Below are 17080 nucleotides of genomic sequence, written 5' to 3'. Positions count from 1 at the left end.
ATACAAATGCAAAATCACGTAGTTATCATGGCAGGAGGAATCGGAAGCCGATTCTGGCCTATGAGCGTACCGGAATATCCCAAACAGTTCATCGATGTGATGGGCGTAGGGAAATCACTGATACAACTCACCGCAGAACGTTTTGAAGGAGTGTGCCCGAAAGAAAACTTTTGGGTGGTTACCTCTGAAAAGTATGTCGGTATCGTAAAGGAACAATTGCCGGAGATTCCGACACAGCACATTCTGGCAGAACCGGAAGCCAGAAATACGGCTCCTTGCATCGCGTACGCGTGCTGGAAAATCAAGAAGCAGTATCCGGAGGCAAACATCGTAGTCACCCCTTCGGATGCGCTGGTACTCGACAAGGAAGAGTTCAAACGGTGCATCAGTCAGGCGCTGGAATTTACGGCCAACTCGGAAGCTATCGTCACACTGGGAATGAAACCGACACGCCCGGAAACGGGATATGGATACATTGCCGCAACAGGAGAAGGACAGAACGGAATCTACAAGGTAGAGGCGTTCAAAGAGAAGCCGAACCTGGAAACGGCACAGAAATACGTGGCACAGGGAAATTATTTCTGGAATGCGGGTATCTTTGTATGGAACGTGCAGACCATTACCCATGCCATCGAAAAATATGCCCCGCAGATTGCCGGAGTAATGGAGAAGATGGCACCGGATTTCTACACGGAAAAGGAAACGGAGACCTTGAAAGCGGACTTCCCTACCTGCGAAAAGGTATCCATCGACTATGCCGTGATGGAAAAGGCGGAAGGCATCCATGTACTTCCTGCGGAATTCGGATGGAGCGACCTGGGAAGCTGGGGCTCGCTGCACGGGCTGTTGCCGCAGGATGAAAACGGAAACGCCAAAGTAGGCGACAACGTAAAACTGTTTGACTGCCGGAACTGCGTGGTACACGTGGCCGACGAAAAGAAGGTGGTGCTGGAAGGACTGGACGGCTTTATCGTAGCAGAAAAGGACGGAAGGCTGCTGGTATGCCGACTGGCAGAAGAACAACGCATCAAAGAGTTTTCACAGGCATAATTTATAAACCTCATTTTTATTTTTATATGGAAAGAAAAGTAGCATTAATCACAGGTATTACGGGTCAGGACGGATCGTTCCTGGCTGAATTCTTATTGGAAAAAGGTTATGACGTACACGGCACCATCCGCCGCTCGTCTGTGGATTTCCGCGAACGTATCGCGCACCTGGAAGGAAAACCGAACTTCCACTTGCACTATGCGGACCTGACGGACTCCATGAGTATGTTGCAGGTAGTGAGCAAGGTGCGCCCGACGGAAATCTACAACCTGGCCGCACAGAGCCACGTGCAGGTAAGCTTCGACTCGCCGGAATTTACGGCCAACGTGGATGCTACAGGGGTACTCCGCGTATTGGAAGCCGTACGTCTGTGTGGACTGACAGAGACTTGCCGCATCTATCAGGCATCTACTTCGGAACTGTATGGAAAGGTGGAAGAAGTGCCGCAGAACGAGAACACGCCGTTCCATCCTTACAGCCCGTATGCAGTGGCCAAGCTCTATGGTTTCTGGATTGTGAAGGAATACCGCGAGGCTTACAACATGTTCTGCTGCTCGGGTATCCTGTTCAACCACGAATCAGAACGCCGCGGAGAAACGTTCGTCACACGTAAGATTACGCTGGCTGCGGCCCGTATCGCACAGGGCAAGCAGGAAAAGCTGTACCTGGGTAACCTCGACTCGCTGCGCGACTGGGGATATGCCAAGGATTACGTGGAGTGTATGTGGCTCATCCTGCAGAACAGCGAACCGGAAGATTTCGTCATCGCTACCGGCGAACAGCACAGTGTGCGTGAATTCTGTTACCTGGCCTTCAAACGTGCCGGCATCGAACTGGAATTCAAGGGCAAAGGAATCGACGAAAAGGGATACGACAAGGCTACCGGCAAGTGTCTGGTGGAAGTGAGCGAAGACTTCTATCGTCCGACCGACGTGGTGAACCTCTGGGGTGACCCGACCAAGGCGAAAGCCAGACTGGGATGGAACCCGACCAAGACTTCTTTCGAGGAACTGATTAACATCATGGTGGATTCAGATATGGCGAAGGTAGCTGTAGAAAAGGCGGGCGAAGAAATCCGTACGAACCTGGCAGAATACCTGGAGAAAGGAATCGTGAAGTAATTAATAATGAACAATTAATAATTAACAATTAAAACGGGATTTTTCTACGAAGAAACGGAGGTTTTAGTATGTTGGATAAATCAGCAAAGATATATGTAGCGGGACACCACGGACTGGTGGGTTCCGCTATCTGGAACAACCTCAAGGAAAGAGGATATAACAACCTGGTGGGACGCTCACACAAGGAACTGGATCTGCTGGACCCGGTGGCCGTAAAGGCGTTCTTCGATGAGGAAAAGCCGGATGCCGTGATTCTGGCTGCCGCACACGTAGGGGGCATCATGGCCAACCTGCACTACCGGGCGGACTTCATCTACCAGAACTTGCAGATTCAGCAGAACGTGATTGGCGAGAGTTTCCGTCACGGGGTGAAGAAGCTGCTGTTCCTGGGAAGTACGTGTATCTATCCGCGCGAAGCACCGCAGCCGATGAAGGAGGAAGTGCTCCTCACCTCTCCGCTGGAATATACGAACGAACCGTATGCCATCGCGAAGATTGCGGGACTGAAGATGTGTGAAAGCTTCAACTTGCAGTATGGCACGAACTACATCGCCGTCATGCCGACGAACCTTTACGGTCCGAACGACAACTTCCACCTGGAGAACAGCCACGTGCTGCCGGCCATGATCCGCAAGATTTACCTGGCCAAATGCCTGAACGAGGGTGACTGGGAAGCGGTGCGCAAGGACATCAGCCTGCGTCCGGTGAGCGTAATGCGCAACGGCGAGAAATTTGTGGTGAACGGCACATCGGACGAGAAAGACATTACGGAGGTGCTGGCGCACTACGGCATAGCAGCCGAAGCGGTGACCCTCTGGGGTACCGGAAAGCCGCTGCGTGAGTTCCTGTGGAGCGAGGAAATGGCGGATGCCAGCGTACACGTGCTGCTGAACGTGGACTTCAAGCAGACGTACGACGCTTCGGTGAAAAACGCCGACGGCATCACGGAAATCCGCAACTGCCACATCAACGTGGGTACGGGCAAGGAACTGTCCATCCGTGAAGTGGCCGAAAAGATCATGAAGGAAATCGGCTTCAAGGGCGAACTGCGCTGGGATGCATCCAAACCGGACGGCACGCTGCGCAAGCTGACGGATGTGAGCAAGCTGCACAGCCTGGGATGGCACCACAAGGTGGAAATCGACGAGGGTATCCACCGCTTGTATGAATGGTACCTGAAAGGGATTTGCATCAACCACCAGACGGTGTAAATAAATAATTAAAAATGAAGAGCCGGATACGGCGCACAACAGAAAACGAAAGATTCCCCATCCCAGCGTTTTTAAGGCAGGAGATGCGGGAATCTTTTTGCTTTTCTGCGGAGAATTTGCTTCCTTTGTAAAAAGAACAAAATAAAGGCATTGCCCTATGGAAAGTTATATTCGTTTTGACTGGGCCATGAAGCGTCTGTTGCGCAACAAGGCCAACTATGCGGTGCTGGAAGGACTGCTCACCACACTGCTGGAGGAAAAGGTGACCATCCACAAACTGCTGGAAAGCGAAAGCAACCAGGAGGATGAGTTTGACAAGTACAACCGGGTGGACATGCTGGCAGAAAACTCGAAGGGAGAACTGGTGCTCATCGAGGTACAGAACAACAATGAGTTTGCGTATTTCCAACGGATGCTCTTCGGGGCTTCCAAGCTGGTGACGGAATATATCAACCGGGGGGAAGGCTACGAGAAGGTGCGGAAGGTGTACAGCGTGAACATCGTGTATTTCTCGCTGGGACACGGAAAGGATTTCGTGTATCACGGAAAGACGGAGTTCGTGGGTATCCATGAGGGAGACATCCTAGAACTGAGCCCGTTCCAGAGACAGACATTCAAAGTGGACAAGGTGAGCCAACTCTATCCAGAGTATTACATCCTGAAGGTGAACGATTTCAACCGGGTGGCGAAGACGCCACTGGAAGAATGGATTTATTACCTGAATACGGGAAATGTACCTGAACATGCCACGGCACCGGGACTGGACAAGGTGAAGGAGCAACTGAAACTGGACCGCATGAGTCGAGAGGAACTGAAGGCATACTACAAACACTTGGATAATATCGTGATTCTGAGGGACAACATCATGACGGAACGTGCGGAAGGTCGTGCGGAAGGTCGTGCGGAAGGCCGTGCGGAAGGCCGTGCGGAAGGCCGTGCGGAAGGTCGTGCGGAAGGTCGTGCGGAAGGTCGTGCGGAAGGTCGTGCGGAAGGTCGTGCGGAAGGTCGTGCAGAAGGTCGTGCGGAAGGTCGTGCGGAAGGCCGTGCGGAAGAAAAAGCCGCAATTGCACGCAACTTAAAAGCACTGGGACTAACTACGGCACAGATTGCAGAGGCCACCGGACTGTCGGAGGAAGAAGTCAGAAACATAGAGGAAGAAAGAACAAAATGAAAAACATGAAGCATATACATATCCCTCGTTTTTCGGTGTTTTTTTGAGATTCTGCAACAATTTTGATACAATAAACAGGTTATTTTTGTTACATTTGTCCTGTCAATTCACAGGAAAATAGCTACAAATATGATTTATACAGACTTCTCAGTAGAAAATTATAGAGGAATCCGCCAATGTACACTCCATAAACTTGAATTGGTAAATCTCTTTTTTGGAAAGAATAATTGTGGCAAATCTTCTTTACTAGAGTCATTATTTATATTGTCAGGCCCCGACAATCCTATATTGCCCATTTTAGCAAATAATGCCAGAGCATTGGACTCACTAGAAGAAACAGATTTAAAAATTGAATTCTATCAAGCAAATCCTGACCATATTATACAATTAACAAGCCAAGGAGAACAAAGCCGACACGTTTCTATCCAAATGATTGAATCGCATTCTCAGAATATCTCTTTGGAAGATTTACAAAAGACTTCCTCAGAAAGTGCGGGTAAACGCTATGGTTTAAAAATTAACTTTTCCACAGAAGCAGAAAAAGAAAATAAGTACCATTCTGAGCTAGTAATTACAGAAGAGAAAAAAGGAAATATAACTTCTGACAAAAGGTACAAGGAAACACTTTATGCAGAATATATTCCTTCTAACCACATGCAAACCAACATTGTGGAGAAATTAGCTGAAATAATCAAAAACAAACAGGAAAATGAGATTATAGAGGCACTCAAAATTATAGAACCACGCATCATTGACTTGCAACTGGTAGGCAGCAGAATAATGGTAGACGTAGGGCTACCGACACGACTTCCAATCAATGTATTAGGAGATGGAGTACGTAAGGTATTGGCAGTCATACTTTCCATTTATAAATGTAGAAATGGCATACTCATTATAGATGAATTGGACAATGGCTTGCATTTCTCCGTGATGCCACAACTATGGGAAGTCATCCTCTATATGTGTCAAAAGCATCATACGCAAATTTTTGCCTCTACACATAGTCTAGATTTAGTTAAATCACTAGTCAAGGCTATCGGAAAATCGAAACAACCGCAACTTATTGCATCCTACAAACTAATAAGAAAAAATGATGACGAACTTGTAGCCTTACGTTATAGTGCAGAAGAACTTGCGTATGCTATTAAACAAGAAATGGAGGTAAGATAGGATGACACATATATTCATTGAAGCACGGTATGAAAAAACATCCGAATATGTATTTCTAGATACTGTGATAAGGAATCTTGGATTTACCGAAGAACAATATAAAATAATTTGTGTAGACGGAAATTCCAATCTAGTGAATGTAGCCAACAAATTTAAAGAGAATACCATTGAAGGGGGAAAAAATCTGATTGTGTTTGATGCAGATACTCCAGCTACCGGATATGGATTTACAGCTACCATGAAACGCATTAACCAAGAACTGCAAGACAATGAAATGCAGGCTGATGGAATCTTCCTTTTTCCCGATAATGCACAAGATGGTATTTTTGAGAATCTATTGGAAGAATTGATGCAGAAAGAAAATCATGCACACTGGTTCGACTGTTATTCAGATTATGAGATTTGCTTGGGAGATAAATACTTAACCCCAGACCTGAAAGGAAAACTATATACTTATATCAGTTCACAAAAGACATTAAGTAACACGAAACGAAAAAAATTAGGAGGTGGACAATGGCAATTCAATGATATCCAATATTGGAATCTTAGTTCACCTGCTTTACAACCCTTGAAAGATTTTCTTAGTAAGAATATATCTTGAGACGTTATTCATTATTCATTGTTAATTTTTCATTATGAAACGATATTGCCAGACACTCGAGCTCTACAACGACAAGGAGCTGATTGAGGCCTACGTGGCAGAACATGCACACGTGTGGGAAGAAGTGAAAGCGGGTATCCGCGAAGTGGGCATCACCGACATGCAGATTTACATCGACGGAAACCGCCTGTTCATGATCATGGATACCACCGACGACTTTGACATGGAACGAGACTACGCCCGACTGGCTACCCTGCCCCGCCAGGCAGAATGGGAAGCCCACATGGCGAAATACCAGAAAGCAGCGCCGGGAGCGACGTCGCAGGAAAAATGGAAATTAATGGAACGAATATTTAAGCTGTAAGTCAATTAATAATTAAAAATTAATAATTAAAAACGAGTGGGTGCATTCCATCCACTATCATTGTTAATTCTTCATTATTAATTATTAATTATTAATTATTAATTCTTCATTGTTCATTATTCATTATTCATTATTAATTGCAAAGATGAAAAAGTTACTGTCATTGCCACCAAATCTGGTGGAATGTTTTCACGATATCATGCACGCGGACCACAAGGAGTGGTTCTGCACGTCGGACCCGGTGGGCAAGAAACTGGGTTCGGGAGGAGGTACGGCGTGGCTGCTGAATGCCTGCCGGACGGAAGAAGGTGACACAGCCGGACTCGGGGACTGGCTGGCAAAGGAAAAACGTATCCTGCTCCATGCGGGAGGTCAGAGCCGGCGACTGCCGGGCTATGCGCCGTCGGGAAAGATTCTGACACCAATTCCGGTGTTCCGCTGGGCACGGGGACAACGGCTCACACAGAACTTGCTGTCACTGCAACTGCCTTTGTACGAGGAAATCATGGAACGGGCTCCAGAAGGGCTGCATACACTGATTGCCAGCGGCGACGTGTACATCCGGGCTACTCAGCCGCTGCAGGACATTCCGGACGTGGACGTGGTGTGTTACGGCTTGTGGGTAGACCCTGAGCTGGCAAAGAACCACGGGGTGTTCGTGTCTTCGCGGAAGGAACCGGAGAAGCTGGACTTCATGCTGCAAAAACCGAGCGTGGAGGAGATGGGCAAGCTGATGCAGGATTACCTGTTCCTGATGGACATCGGCATCTGGCTGCTGAGCGACCGGGCCGTGGAACTGATGGTGAAACGCTCGACCGCGGCGAACGGGGACGTGAAGTTCTACGACATGTATTCGGAGTTCGGACTGGCACTGGGCGCACACCCGCGCATCGCGGACGAGGAACTGAACAGCCTGAAGGTGGCCATCCTGCCGCTGCCGGGCGGAGAGTTCCACCACTACGGCACAAGCCGGGAGATGATTTCGTCGACGCTGGCGGTGCAGAACTGTGTGACAGACCAGCGGGCCATCATGCACCACAAGGTGAAACCGCATCCGGCGGTGTTCGTACAGAATGCGGAGATGGACTTCACCCTGACGGCGGACAACGCGGAAATCTGGGTGGAAAACAGCCACGTGGGCAAGGACTGGCAGCTGCACAGCCGGAACATCGTCACGGGGGTGCCGCGCAACGACTGGAAACTGAAGGTGCCGGAGGGAGTGTGCATCGACGTGGTGCCGATGGGCGAAAAGGAATTCGCCGCACGCCCGTATGGCTTCAACGATAAATTCAAGGGAAGCTTGAAAGAGGCTTCTACCCTCTACCTGGGACGTCCGGTGACGGAATGGCTGGCGGAAAGAGGACTGACGGCGGACGAGATACGGGGCTGTGAGGACTTGCAGGCGGCGGCGATTTTCCCGGTGACGGACTCGATAGAGGAACTGGGCACGGTGCTGCAATGGATGACGGACGGCGGACAGGGAGAAGCCGGAAAGGCCATCTGGCAGAAGGCCCGGAAGGTATCGGCGGACGAGATTTCGGCGTATGCCAACCTGCGACGCCTGTTCGCCCAGCGGGAGGTGTTCCGCAAGGAAAACTGGAGCCTGCTGGCCCAGAACCAGGAACGGAGCGTGTTCTATCAGGTGGACTTGCTGGAGGCAGCTGAGGAATTTGCCAAGGGGGGCATCGCCTTGCCGGGAGAACTGCCGGAGGGGTCTCCCCTGCTGAAACGAATCAGCGACGCAATGTTCCGCGCGAAGGTGCTGGAACTGGAAGGGAAACCGGAGGCGAAGACCCTGGAAGACAGGGCGTTCGGCCTGATGCGGCAGGGACTGACGGGCACGATGGATCATCGCCAGCAGCCGAAGCTTTCGGTGTATGCGGACCAGATTGTGTGGAGCCGCAGCCCGGTGCGCATCGACATTGCGGGGGGATGGACGGATACCCCACCCTATAGCCTGATGGAGGGGGGAAACGTGGTGAACCTGGCCATTGAGCTTAACGGACAGCCGCCGTTGCAGGTGTACGTCAAACCGTCGAAGGAATACCGCATCACCCTGCGTTCCATCGACCTGGGGGCCATGGAGGTGGTGTCTACCTACGAGGAGTTGCAGGATTATAGCAAGGTGGGTTCGCCGTTCTCCATTCCGAAAGCGGCACTGACCCTGGCAGGTTTCCATCCAAATTTCTCGACGGAGCATTTCGACTCGCTGGAGGCACAGTTGAAGGCGTTTGGCACGGGTATTGAGGTGACGTTGCTGTCGGCCATTCCGGCAGGTTCGGGACTGGGCACCAGCTCCATCCTGGCATCGACGGTGCTGGGGGCACTGAATGATTTCTGCGGCCTGAACTGGGACAAGCAGGGCATCGGCAGCCGCACGCTGATACTGGAACAGCTGCTCACCACGGGCGGCGGATGGCAGGATCAGTACGGCGGGGTACTGCAAGGGGTGAAACTGCTGCAGACGCAGCCGGGCTGGCACCAGGAACCGAAGGTACGCTGGCTGCCGGACTACCTGTTCACAAGCGACGAGTACCGGAAATGCCACCTTTTATATTATACGGGCATCACGCGCACGGCCAAGGGCATCCTGGCAGAGATTGTGCGGGGAATGTTCCTCAACTCAAACCGTCACCTGCACTTGCTGGAGCAGATGAAGGGACATGCTATGGACATGTACGACGCCATCCTGCGGAATGATTTCGAGGGCATGGGACGACTGGTACGGAAAACGTGGAAGCAGAACCAGCTGCTGGACGAAGGTACGAACCCGCCGGCCGTACAGGCACTGACGGAACGGATTGACGACCTGTGTCTGGGCTACAAGCTGCCGGGAGCCGGCGGAGGGGGCTACTTGTACATGGTGGCCAAAGATCCGGATGCGGCACTGCGTATCCGCCGGATTCTCACGGAAAGCCGCCCCAACGACCGGGCACGCTTCGTGGAAATGAGTTTATCGAACAAAGGACTGGAAATCAGTAGAAGCTGACATGGAAAAGATAGGATTAGTAAGAACCAGGGACGGAAGGAGTTTCCTGGTTCCTTTCATTTTGATTACGTCGCTCTTCTTCCTGTGGGGAGTGGCACACAGTATCCTGGACGTACTGAACAAGCATTTTCAGGATACGATGGAGATTACCCGTACGCGCTCGGCACTGATTCAGGCGGTGGTGTATGGGGGGTATTTCGTGATGGCGCTGCCGGCGGGACGGATTATCCGCCGCTTCGGTTACCGCACGGGGGTGCTGACGGGACTGGTGCTGTATGGCATCGGGGCCTTGCTCTTTATTCCGGGGGGACGGATTCAGTCGTTTGAGTTCTTCCTGCTGGCGCTGTTTGTCATCGGCTGCGGACTGACGTGTCTGGAAACGGCTTCGAACCCGTATGTGACGGTGCTCGGGGAACCGGAGGGCAGCGAACGGCGCATCAACCTGGCGCAGTCGTTCAACGGACTGGGATGGATTTGCGGTCCGCTGGCGGGGGGCTTCTTCCTCTTTGCCGGAGGGGGCGACGTGACGACACCGTATGCGGTGCTGGGCACGCTGGTGCTGCTCATTGCGGTGATTTTCTCGCGGGTGAAGCTGCCGGAAATCGGACAGGAAGCGGAAGAGAAAGGAACGCAGGGCAACGACACCTCGCTCTGGAAAACGGCTTCGTTTACCGTGGGACTGCTGTCGCTCTTCCTGTATGTGGCAGCTCAGACGGGCATCAACAGTTTCTTCATCAACTATGCGACGGAGAATGCGGGCATCAGTGCCCAGAAAGCATCGGTATGGCTTTCGTTCGGCGGCATGGGCCTGTTCATGGCGGGACGTATGGGCGGAAGCTGGATCATGCGCTTCGTAAAGGGAGAAAAGGTGCTGACAACTTGTGCCACGGGAGCCTTCATCTGCATGGCGGCGGTCATCCTGCTGCCGGGAACCATCGGGTGGTATTTCCTGCTGCTGTGTTTCTTGTGTGAATCCATCATGTTCCCTACGATTTTTTCACTATCTTTGCGCCACGTAGGCACGCATACCAAACAGGCGTCTTCCTACCTGATTATGTCGATTGTGGGAGGGGCCATCGCGCCCATGCTGATGGGATTCATCGCCGACCACGTTTCAATGGCGGTGGGATTCATCGTCCCGCTGGTGTGCTTCGCCGAAATCCTGTGGTTCGCAGCCAGATACAGAAAACTGTAAAATCAATAACGTAAACCTTTTGAACACGCAGATATATGCTAAAATTAAAGGAACTTAAAATCGTTGAATCCAAAAAAGAACTAGAAGCGCTTCCGGAAGGAAAATTACTGATCAACACCATCAATGCACATTCCTACAACACGGCATTGAAGGATGATTTTTTTGCCGAAGCACTGATGAAGGGCGATGCGCTGATTCCCGACGGCGCAAGTATCGTAATGGCCTGCCGGAAACTGAAAGCCAAAAGCCAGCCGAAAGAACGCATTGCAGGCTGGGACTTGTTTACAATGGAAATGGAACGCCTGAACCGCAAGGGAGGAACGTGCTTCTTCATGGGAAGCAGCGAAAAAGTGTTGAAACTGATTCGCGAGAAGGGCAAAACGGTGTACCCGAACATCCGGATTGAAACGTACTCCCCACCCTACAAACCGGAATTCTCGGAAGCGGAGAACCGGGAAATCATCGAGGCCATCAACCGGGCCAACCCCGACTTGCTGTGGATTGGCATGACGGCTCCCAAACAGGAGAAATGGGCTTACCGCCACTGGAACGAACTGCACATCCATTGTCACTGCGGTACCATCGGAGCGGTATTCGATTTCTTTGCAGGCACCATGGAACGGGCTCCGATGTGGTGGCAGGAACATAGCCTGGAATGGCTGTACCGACTCATCAAGGAACCCAAACGGATGTGGCGCCGCTATATCATCGGCAACACGCTGTTCATCCGCAACGTGATAAGGGAAATGTGATGGGCAAGGAAAACCGATTTTTCCAATTGCTCAAACTGGCTGTAGGAACGGGAAGTGCACCGGAAACTCCTCTTTCCGCACAGGAATGGATTGAAGTGCTGGAACTGGCAGAAAAGCAGAAGCTGACAGGGGTACTGCTGGGAGCTGCCGAAGTGCTTCCTGCCGCCAGCAAACCGCCCCGGCCCTTACTGATGCAATGGATAGGACGGACTCACCAGATTGAACGGGTGAACCAAGCAATCAACAAGGAAGCGGTCAGGGTGTCGGAATTCTTTGCCCGGAAAGGTATGCGCTCCATGATCCTGAAAGGACAGGGGGTGGCTCAACTGTATCCGCACCCGTTGAGACGGATGCCGGGTGACATTGACATCTGGCTGGAAGGAAGCCGGAAAGAGATTATCCGACTGGCACGGGAAACGGACCCGAAAGCGGAGGTGGTGTATCACCATGTGGACATGGAGTTGTCGAAAGTGTGTGAGGTGGAGGTACACACCACACCGTCGTGGATGTTCAACCCGCTGACGAACTACAGGCTGCAAGCCTTATGCCGCCAATGGAAGCGAAACGGCTTCGGACAGGAAACGACCCTGGAAGGAACCGACGGAAGCGTCCGGGTACCGGAGGGGGAAATGAACCGGGTGTTTCTGGTGTTGCACGCTTACCGCCACCTGCTGAGTGAGGGCGTAGGATTACGGCAGCTGATGGACATCTTCTATGTATTCAGACAAGAAACAAGCCCGGAGGAACGGGCACGGACGGCCCGGCAATGGCGCGCACTGCAAATGACGGATTTTGCGGCGGCGGTGATGTGGGTACTGGAAACGATATTCGGACTGGAAAGAAAATACATGCCGGTGAGTCCTTCGGAACGAAGAGGCAGACGGCTGCTGGAGGAAATCATGCGGGCCGGCAATTTCGGTCAGTTCGACCCCCGGCTGTCGCGGGAAAGAATGCAGACAGACGGTGGAAGGTTTTCGACTTCCCTGAAAAGGATGTGGGGATTCGTACACAATTACCCGCAGGAGGTATGCTGGGCTCCGTTCTTCAAAATCTGGCACTACGGCTGGCGAAAAATGAAGAATTAAGCAAAAAAAAAAAGGATTTCTTCACTTTTCTCTAACAATTTTTCTTTATATTTGTTGTAATGAAACTGAATTATTCTAACTAACATTAAGGTTATATCGTTATGACAAAGAGAAAAGGCTATTTACTGGCAGCCGCAGCGCTACTCTGCTTAAGTGGCACGTCGCTCCTTACCAGTTGCCAAAAAGACTACGACGGACAACTGGAAATTCTTCGAAATCAAATCAATAATGGTGAGGTGAACCTGAACAGCTTGAAGGAAAAGGTGACACTCATCGAACAACAAATCAAAGCGCTTGAAGAAGCGCTTACGGAGGGTGGCAGTGGTCACAAAGAGGATATTGACCGGCTGAAAACGGAACTGGAGACTGTGAAAACGGACTTGAACAACCGGATTGCGGAACTCCAGGCGGTAATTGACGGCAATACGGAAGAAATACAGCAACTCAAGGAGAAAATCCAGATTGCCAACCAGGAATTCAATACGCGGTTACTGGAAATCTCCAACCAAATCAACGCCATCGACACCAGCCTGAACGTGCTGGACGGACGGGTGGCCAAACTGGAAATGCAGGTGGAGGCCTTGCAGGAAAAGCAGAAGGCGGTGGAACTGGCCATTGAAGGCCTGAAAACAGAAATGGCCGGACTGGGCAGCGACATGGCGGACCAGAAGCAGAAAATGGAAGAAGCACTCACCCAGCTACAGGAAGTGAAAAACAAGCTGACCACGGATATCAACCAGTTGAAGGCGCTCGTGGATGAGGTGAAGAAGGCAACGGCTACAAATGCCGCCAACCTGGAAAGCCTGCGCCAAAATACCATCGAAAAAATTACTGCCGTAAAAACGGAGGTGGACGCAAGAATCCAGGACGTGGAAAATGAAATGGCCGGATTGTCGTCGACGGTGCAATCGCTCGGAAACAAGGTAAACCAACTGAACAGCAAATACGACAACCTGGGAGAACAACTGAACAACCTGGTGGAAAAATATGACCTGCAAATCTACAAAATCTGGGAAGCCATCAACGCACTGACTCCGGGAAGCGACACCGAACTGAACGAACTGAAAGAGCTGGTAACGACCTTGCAGAAGGACCTGGACGACTTGAAGACGGCCATGAACCAACAGCTGGAAAAACTGCTCAACACACAAAAACTGTTTGGCAATGACTTGCAGCAGACAAAGGAGCTGGTGGAGAATCATACGCAAAAACTGAACGAACTGTCGACCAGACTGGACCAACTGGGACTCAAGGTGAGCACCCTGGAAGGACTGATACAGGACATGCAGACGGCCTACCAGCTGACACTGACTGACATTGAAAAGAGACTGAGCGCACTGGAACAGCAGGGAGGCGGAAGCGACCCGGCCGAACTGGCCCAACTGAAACAGGACTTGCTCGCCCTGCAACAGAAGGTAGACAAGCAGACACAGGATATTCTGAACCTGAAGGGGGACCAGCAGAAACAGGCGGAGGCCCTGACGCAGCTGAACAACTACGTGCAGTCTTCCATCCTGGCCTTGCAGACAAACTACAACAACCTGAGCAAGGAGGTGAGCGGACTCAATAGTTTCGTGGAAACGCTGAACGAAAACCTGAAAAAGACGAACCAGCAAGTGGGTGAGCTGACTTCGAAAGTGAATTTGCAGGCATCGCAGATTACGGATTTGTACAACCGAATCAAGAACTTGCAGGAAGGACAAAGCAACTACGTGACCCGGGAAGAAATAGAAAAGTTGCTGGACAATTACTACGACAAGGCTGCCATTGACCGCCAGCTGGAAGCAATGTTCCAGAAAATCAACGACTGCCCTACTCTGGACGACATGAACCAGGCCATCGAGGAGGCTGCACAGCAACTGCAGGAACAGCTTGACAAAATGCAACAGCAGATTGCCCAGCTGACTTCACAATACGACGCCTTGAAACAGCAGGTGGAAACGCTGATGAACCGCATACAGAGCTTCGAACTGCTGGCCGATTACAACGACGGCACGGTGAAGGTGAAGGAAACCACTCCGGGACACTACACCATGGAACTGAAAGTGGAAATCACCCCGGAAGACGCAGCCGGCAAACTGACGAACCTGAAAGGCATCGTCGGACTGAGATGCAGGGAGGTGATACCGGTGAGAAGCAGCAACAGCCTGCCGGCAATGACGGTAGAGGAGGTGACGCAAAGTGCCTACGGAGAGCTGACCGTGAAAGTGGGCTTCACACTGGAAGAGGCATTGGAAGGTGGACAGGCGCTTCCGTATCAGGTGGCTGTGGTGCTGAACGACGGCAACAACTACAAGCTGACTGAATACAGACCGCTGCGACTGGAAAGCCACGAAGCGATGGATACGAATACGGACTATACGTTCATGGCGGGCACGGAAATCCTGCAGACCAAGGAGGACATCGGAGTGGGCAACTTCGCAGAGAGTGAAATCTACAAGCTGCCGGTGCTGAAAGCCATCCTCAACCAGTCGGGGGCTTCCATCTGCCAGATTGAGGGCATACAGTCTCTGTTCAATGCGGCGGTAACGGCTTCTTCCACAGTGGAAGGCAGCAGCCGCAAGGACTTGCCGGTGGTGTACTCCCTGGCGGCCATCTATGACAAGCAGGGCGTGGCCAGAGGGGAACTGTGGAACTACATCGAGGTATCTACGGCCGGACAGGTGAGCATGAAGAGCAACCTGACTCCGGGAGTAACCCCTACTTCACTGGAAGGCTTTAAAATGGTGGTGGGACTGCAGGCCAAACAGAACGGACAGAATTACGGGAAACGGGCGTACGTATGCTTCCGCCTGCAAATGAAAAACGATGGACTTAATTAATGGAGATGTATATGAATTACGCAAAATATATTGTGGCTGCAATGTGCCTGTGGGGAGGTGTCGTGAACCTCGCCGCACAAGAAACGGTAAAGGTGGATGACCCGTGGAAGGATTATCCCACCAAGGAAGAACTGTATAAGGACTATTCCCGCTTTTCAGTGGGATTCCACATCGGTTCTCCGTATTTTGCCGGTGACTTCCGCTCGCTGAGCAGAGGAAACTATAATTTCCTGGGAGGAATGGTGGGCCTGCAAGGGGGCTACCAAATCAGCCCGCTGTTCGGCGTGAGACTGAGCCTGGATTATGGCGTGAACCGGGCCGGCTCGCAGTATTACGAGGATGATTTCCTGCTGCTGCCCAACGGGAACACCTATTATAATACGGACATCCCGGAAAATTCCATGCGATACAGGGACCTCTACAGCAAGGTACGGATGCTGAACGTGGGATTGAACTGGGAAACCAACCTGCTGAACCTGTTCCGCAGAAGCGACGGGGACAGAAGATGGGCCCTGATTGCGGCACCGGGCATCTACCTGCAACATTTCTCGTCGACCGTGAAGCGCAGAAGCGACGACAGCCGCTTTGCCGAAGGGGTCGGGAAAAAGGTGGACCTGGGACTGGGAGGTGACCTGGCCGTGAGATACCGCATCAACCCGCACCTGGACGCCCAGGTGAAGGGGGGCATGATCTGGATCAGAAACGGAAAGTTCGACGGCATCAACTCCATCAATACGACCAAGCACAACACGGTGCTGACGGCACAAATCGGAGTCATCTGGAAAATCGGCAACGGCAACGGAAAGAAGAAGGACAACCTGATGTATGCTCCGGGCTACCTGCCGATGTGGAAACGGGCTACCCGGACCGTGACGAAGGTGATACGCGACACGGTCTACATTGAAAAGGCCATTACGGAGAAATCACCGGAAGTGGTGGTCTGCAAAGGACTGCCGGAACTGCCGGCCGTGTACTTCGAACGGGGCAAGTGGAAACTGGATACCGACAAGTATGCCCGCGAACTCTTTACCATCGCAAAGGCCCTGAAGGAAAATCCGGACGTGGAAATCGACATCTGCGGATATGCGGACCACACGGGAGGAGAAGCCATCAACAAGAAGGTAACCGAAAAACGTGCGGAGGCCCTGAAAAAATGGCTCGTGAAAGTGGGCATTGAAGAAGACCGGCTGCACACCTACGGACTGGGCAAAGACCGGGTGATTGAAAAGGAACTGAGGTACTCCGTGAAAGCCCGCAGAACCGAGGTGAAAGGAAAAGAATAAAAAAACTTCCTCAGCGAGCTTTACAGCAATTCGCATTGAATATGAAACAGTTCCCGGAAAACCGGGAGCTGTTTTTTTTTAGAAAGCCGCGGGCCGGAGCCGAAGATGTCCCTAAAAACAGGGCCTGTTTGTCACAAAAAATACATTTTTTTTGGATAACGGTACATTTTAGCGCCTTTGGGTGCATATTCCGGCGGATACCCGTTCAGCATTTCCGGTGATATCCGTTCACTCCCCAGTTAGTATTCAGTGTCGTTGGCAAAGTT

13 protein-coding genes are annotated in these 17080 nt (G+C 51.5%); all 13 read left to right on the top strand.

What is annotated here, in order from left to right:
• The first annotated feature begins 6 nt into the window (after nt 1-6).
• The 13 genes from OCV81_RS04505 to OCV81_RS04445 all read left to right on the top strand — a co-directional run bounded on the left by OCV81_RS04505 (nt 7) and on the right by OCV81_RS04445 (nt 16814).
• Nucleotides 7-1050 carry a mannose-1-phosphate guanylyltransferase gene (locus OCV81_RS04505; RefSeq protein ID WP_262640112.1) on the top strand — a complete coding sequence of 348 codons (1044 nt, stop codon included), beginning with the start codon at nt 7-9 and terminating at the stop codon, nt 1048-1050.
• Nucleotides 1051-1076: 26 nt separating this feature from the next.
• Nucleotides 1077-2171 (top strand): GDP-mannose 4,6-dehydratase, encoded by a 1095-nt coding sequence (gmd, locus tag OCV81_RS04500; protein ID WP_148328764.1) that lies wholly within the window; start codon nt 1077-1079, stop codon nt 2169-2171.
• A 68-nt stretch (nt 2172-2239) separates the two neighbouring features.
• Nucleotides 2240-3382: a GDP-L-fucose synthase family protein gene (locus OCV81_RS04495; RefSeq protein ID WP_148328762.1), complete on the top strand. Its 1143-nt coding sequence runs from the start codon at nt 2240-2242 to the stop codon at nt 3380-3382.
• 157 nt (nt 3383-3539) lie between these two features.
• Complete coding sequence (locus OCV81_RS04490) at nt 3540-4553, top strand: Rpn family recombination-promoting nuclease/putative transposase (RefSeq protein WP_148328760.1); 1014 nt, start codon at nt 3540-3542, stop codon at nt 4551-4553.
• Between the two features lie 129 nt (nt 4554-4682).
• Nucleotides 4683-5723: an AAA family ATPase gene (locus OCV81_RS04485; protein WP_148328758.1), complete on the top strand. Its 1041-nt coding sequence runs from the start codon at nt 4683-4685 to the stop codon at nt 5721-5723.
• A 1-nt stretch (nt 5724) separates the two neighbouring features.
• Entirely contained in the window at nt 5725-6324 is a 600-nt protein-coding gene (locus OCV81_RS04480) for a DUF3226 domain-containing protein (RefSeq protein WP_148328757.1), read from the top strand.
• Nucleotides 6325-6358: 34 nt separating this feature from the next.
• The gene (locus OCV81_RS04475) at nt 6359-6688 is read left to right on the top strand and encodes an L-rhamnose mutarotase (protein WP_022353168.1); all 330 of its coding nucleotides are present in this window, start codon (nt 6359-6361) and stop codon (nt 6686-6688) included.
• Between the two features lie 136 nt (nt 6689-6824).
• The gene (locus OCV81_RS04470) at nt 6825-9677 is read left to right on the top strand and encodes a bifunctional fucokinase/fucose-1-phosphate guanylyltransferase (protein ID WP_394802516.1); all 2853 of its coding nucleotides are present in this window, start codon (nt 6825-6827) and stop codon (nt 9675-9677) included.
• 1 nt (nt 9678) lies between these two features.
• Nucleotides 9679-10872: a sugar MFS transporter gene (locus tag OCV81_RS04465; protein ID WP_148328754.1), complete on the top strand. Its 1194-nt coding sequence runs from the start codon at nt 9679-9681 to the stop codon at nt 10870-10872.
• A 35-nt stretch (nt 10873-10907) separates the two neighbouring features.
• Nucleotides 10908-11624, top strand: a complete 717-nt coding sequence (locus tag OCV81_RS04460) for a WecB/TagA/CpsF family glycosyltransferase (protein WP_148328751.1) — start codon at nt 10908-10910, stop codon at nt 11622-11624.
• Nucleotides 11528-12709: a nucleotidyltransferase domain-containing protein gene (locus OCV81_RS04455; protein WP_148328750.1), complete on the top strand. Its 1182-nt coding sequence runs from the start codon at nt 11528-11530 to the stop codon at nt 12707-12709. The genes OCV81_RS04460 and OCV81_RS04455 overlap by 97 nt, the downstream gene beginning before the upstream one ends.
• A 101-nt stretch (nt 12710-12810) precedes the next feature.
• Entirely contained in the window at nt 12811-15531 is a 2721-nt protein-coding gene (locus tag OCV81_RS04450) for a coiled-coil domain-containing protein (RefSeq protein ID WP_148328748.1), read from the top strand.
• 11 nt (nt 15532-15542) lie between these two features.
• Nucleotides 15543-16814 (top strand): OmpA family protein, encoded by a 1272-nt coding sequence (locus OCV81_RS04445; RefSeq protein WP_022353084.1) that lies wholly within the window; start codon nt 15543-15545, stop codon nt 16812-16814.
• Nucleotides 16815-17080: the final 266 nt, after the last annotated feature.

Origin of the sequence: Phocaeicola fibrisolvens (genome assembly GCF_025567125.1) — a bacterium.
In the GTDB taxonomy this organism is placed as follows: Bacteria; Bacteroidota; Bacteroidia; order Bacteroidales; family Bacteroidaceae; genus Phocaeicola; species Phocaeicola fibrisolvens.
The sequence above is the reverse complement of the archived record's forward strand: the minus strand, read 5'-3'. Positions and strand labels throughout refer to the sequence as shown.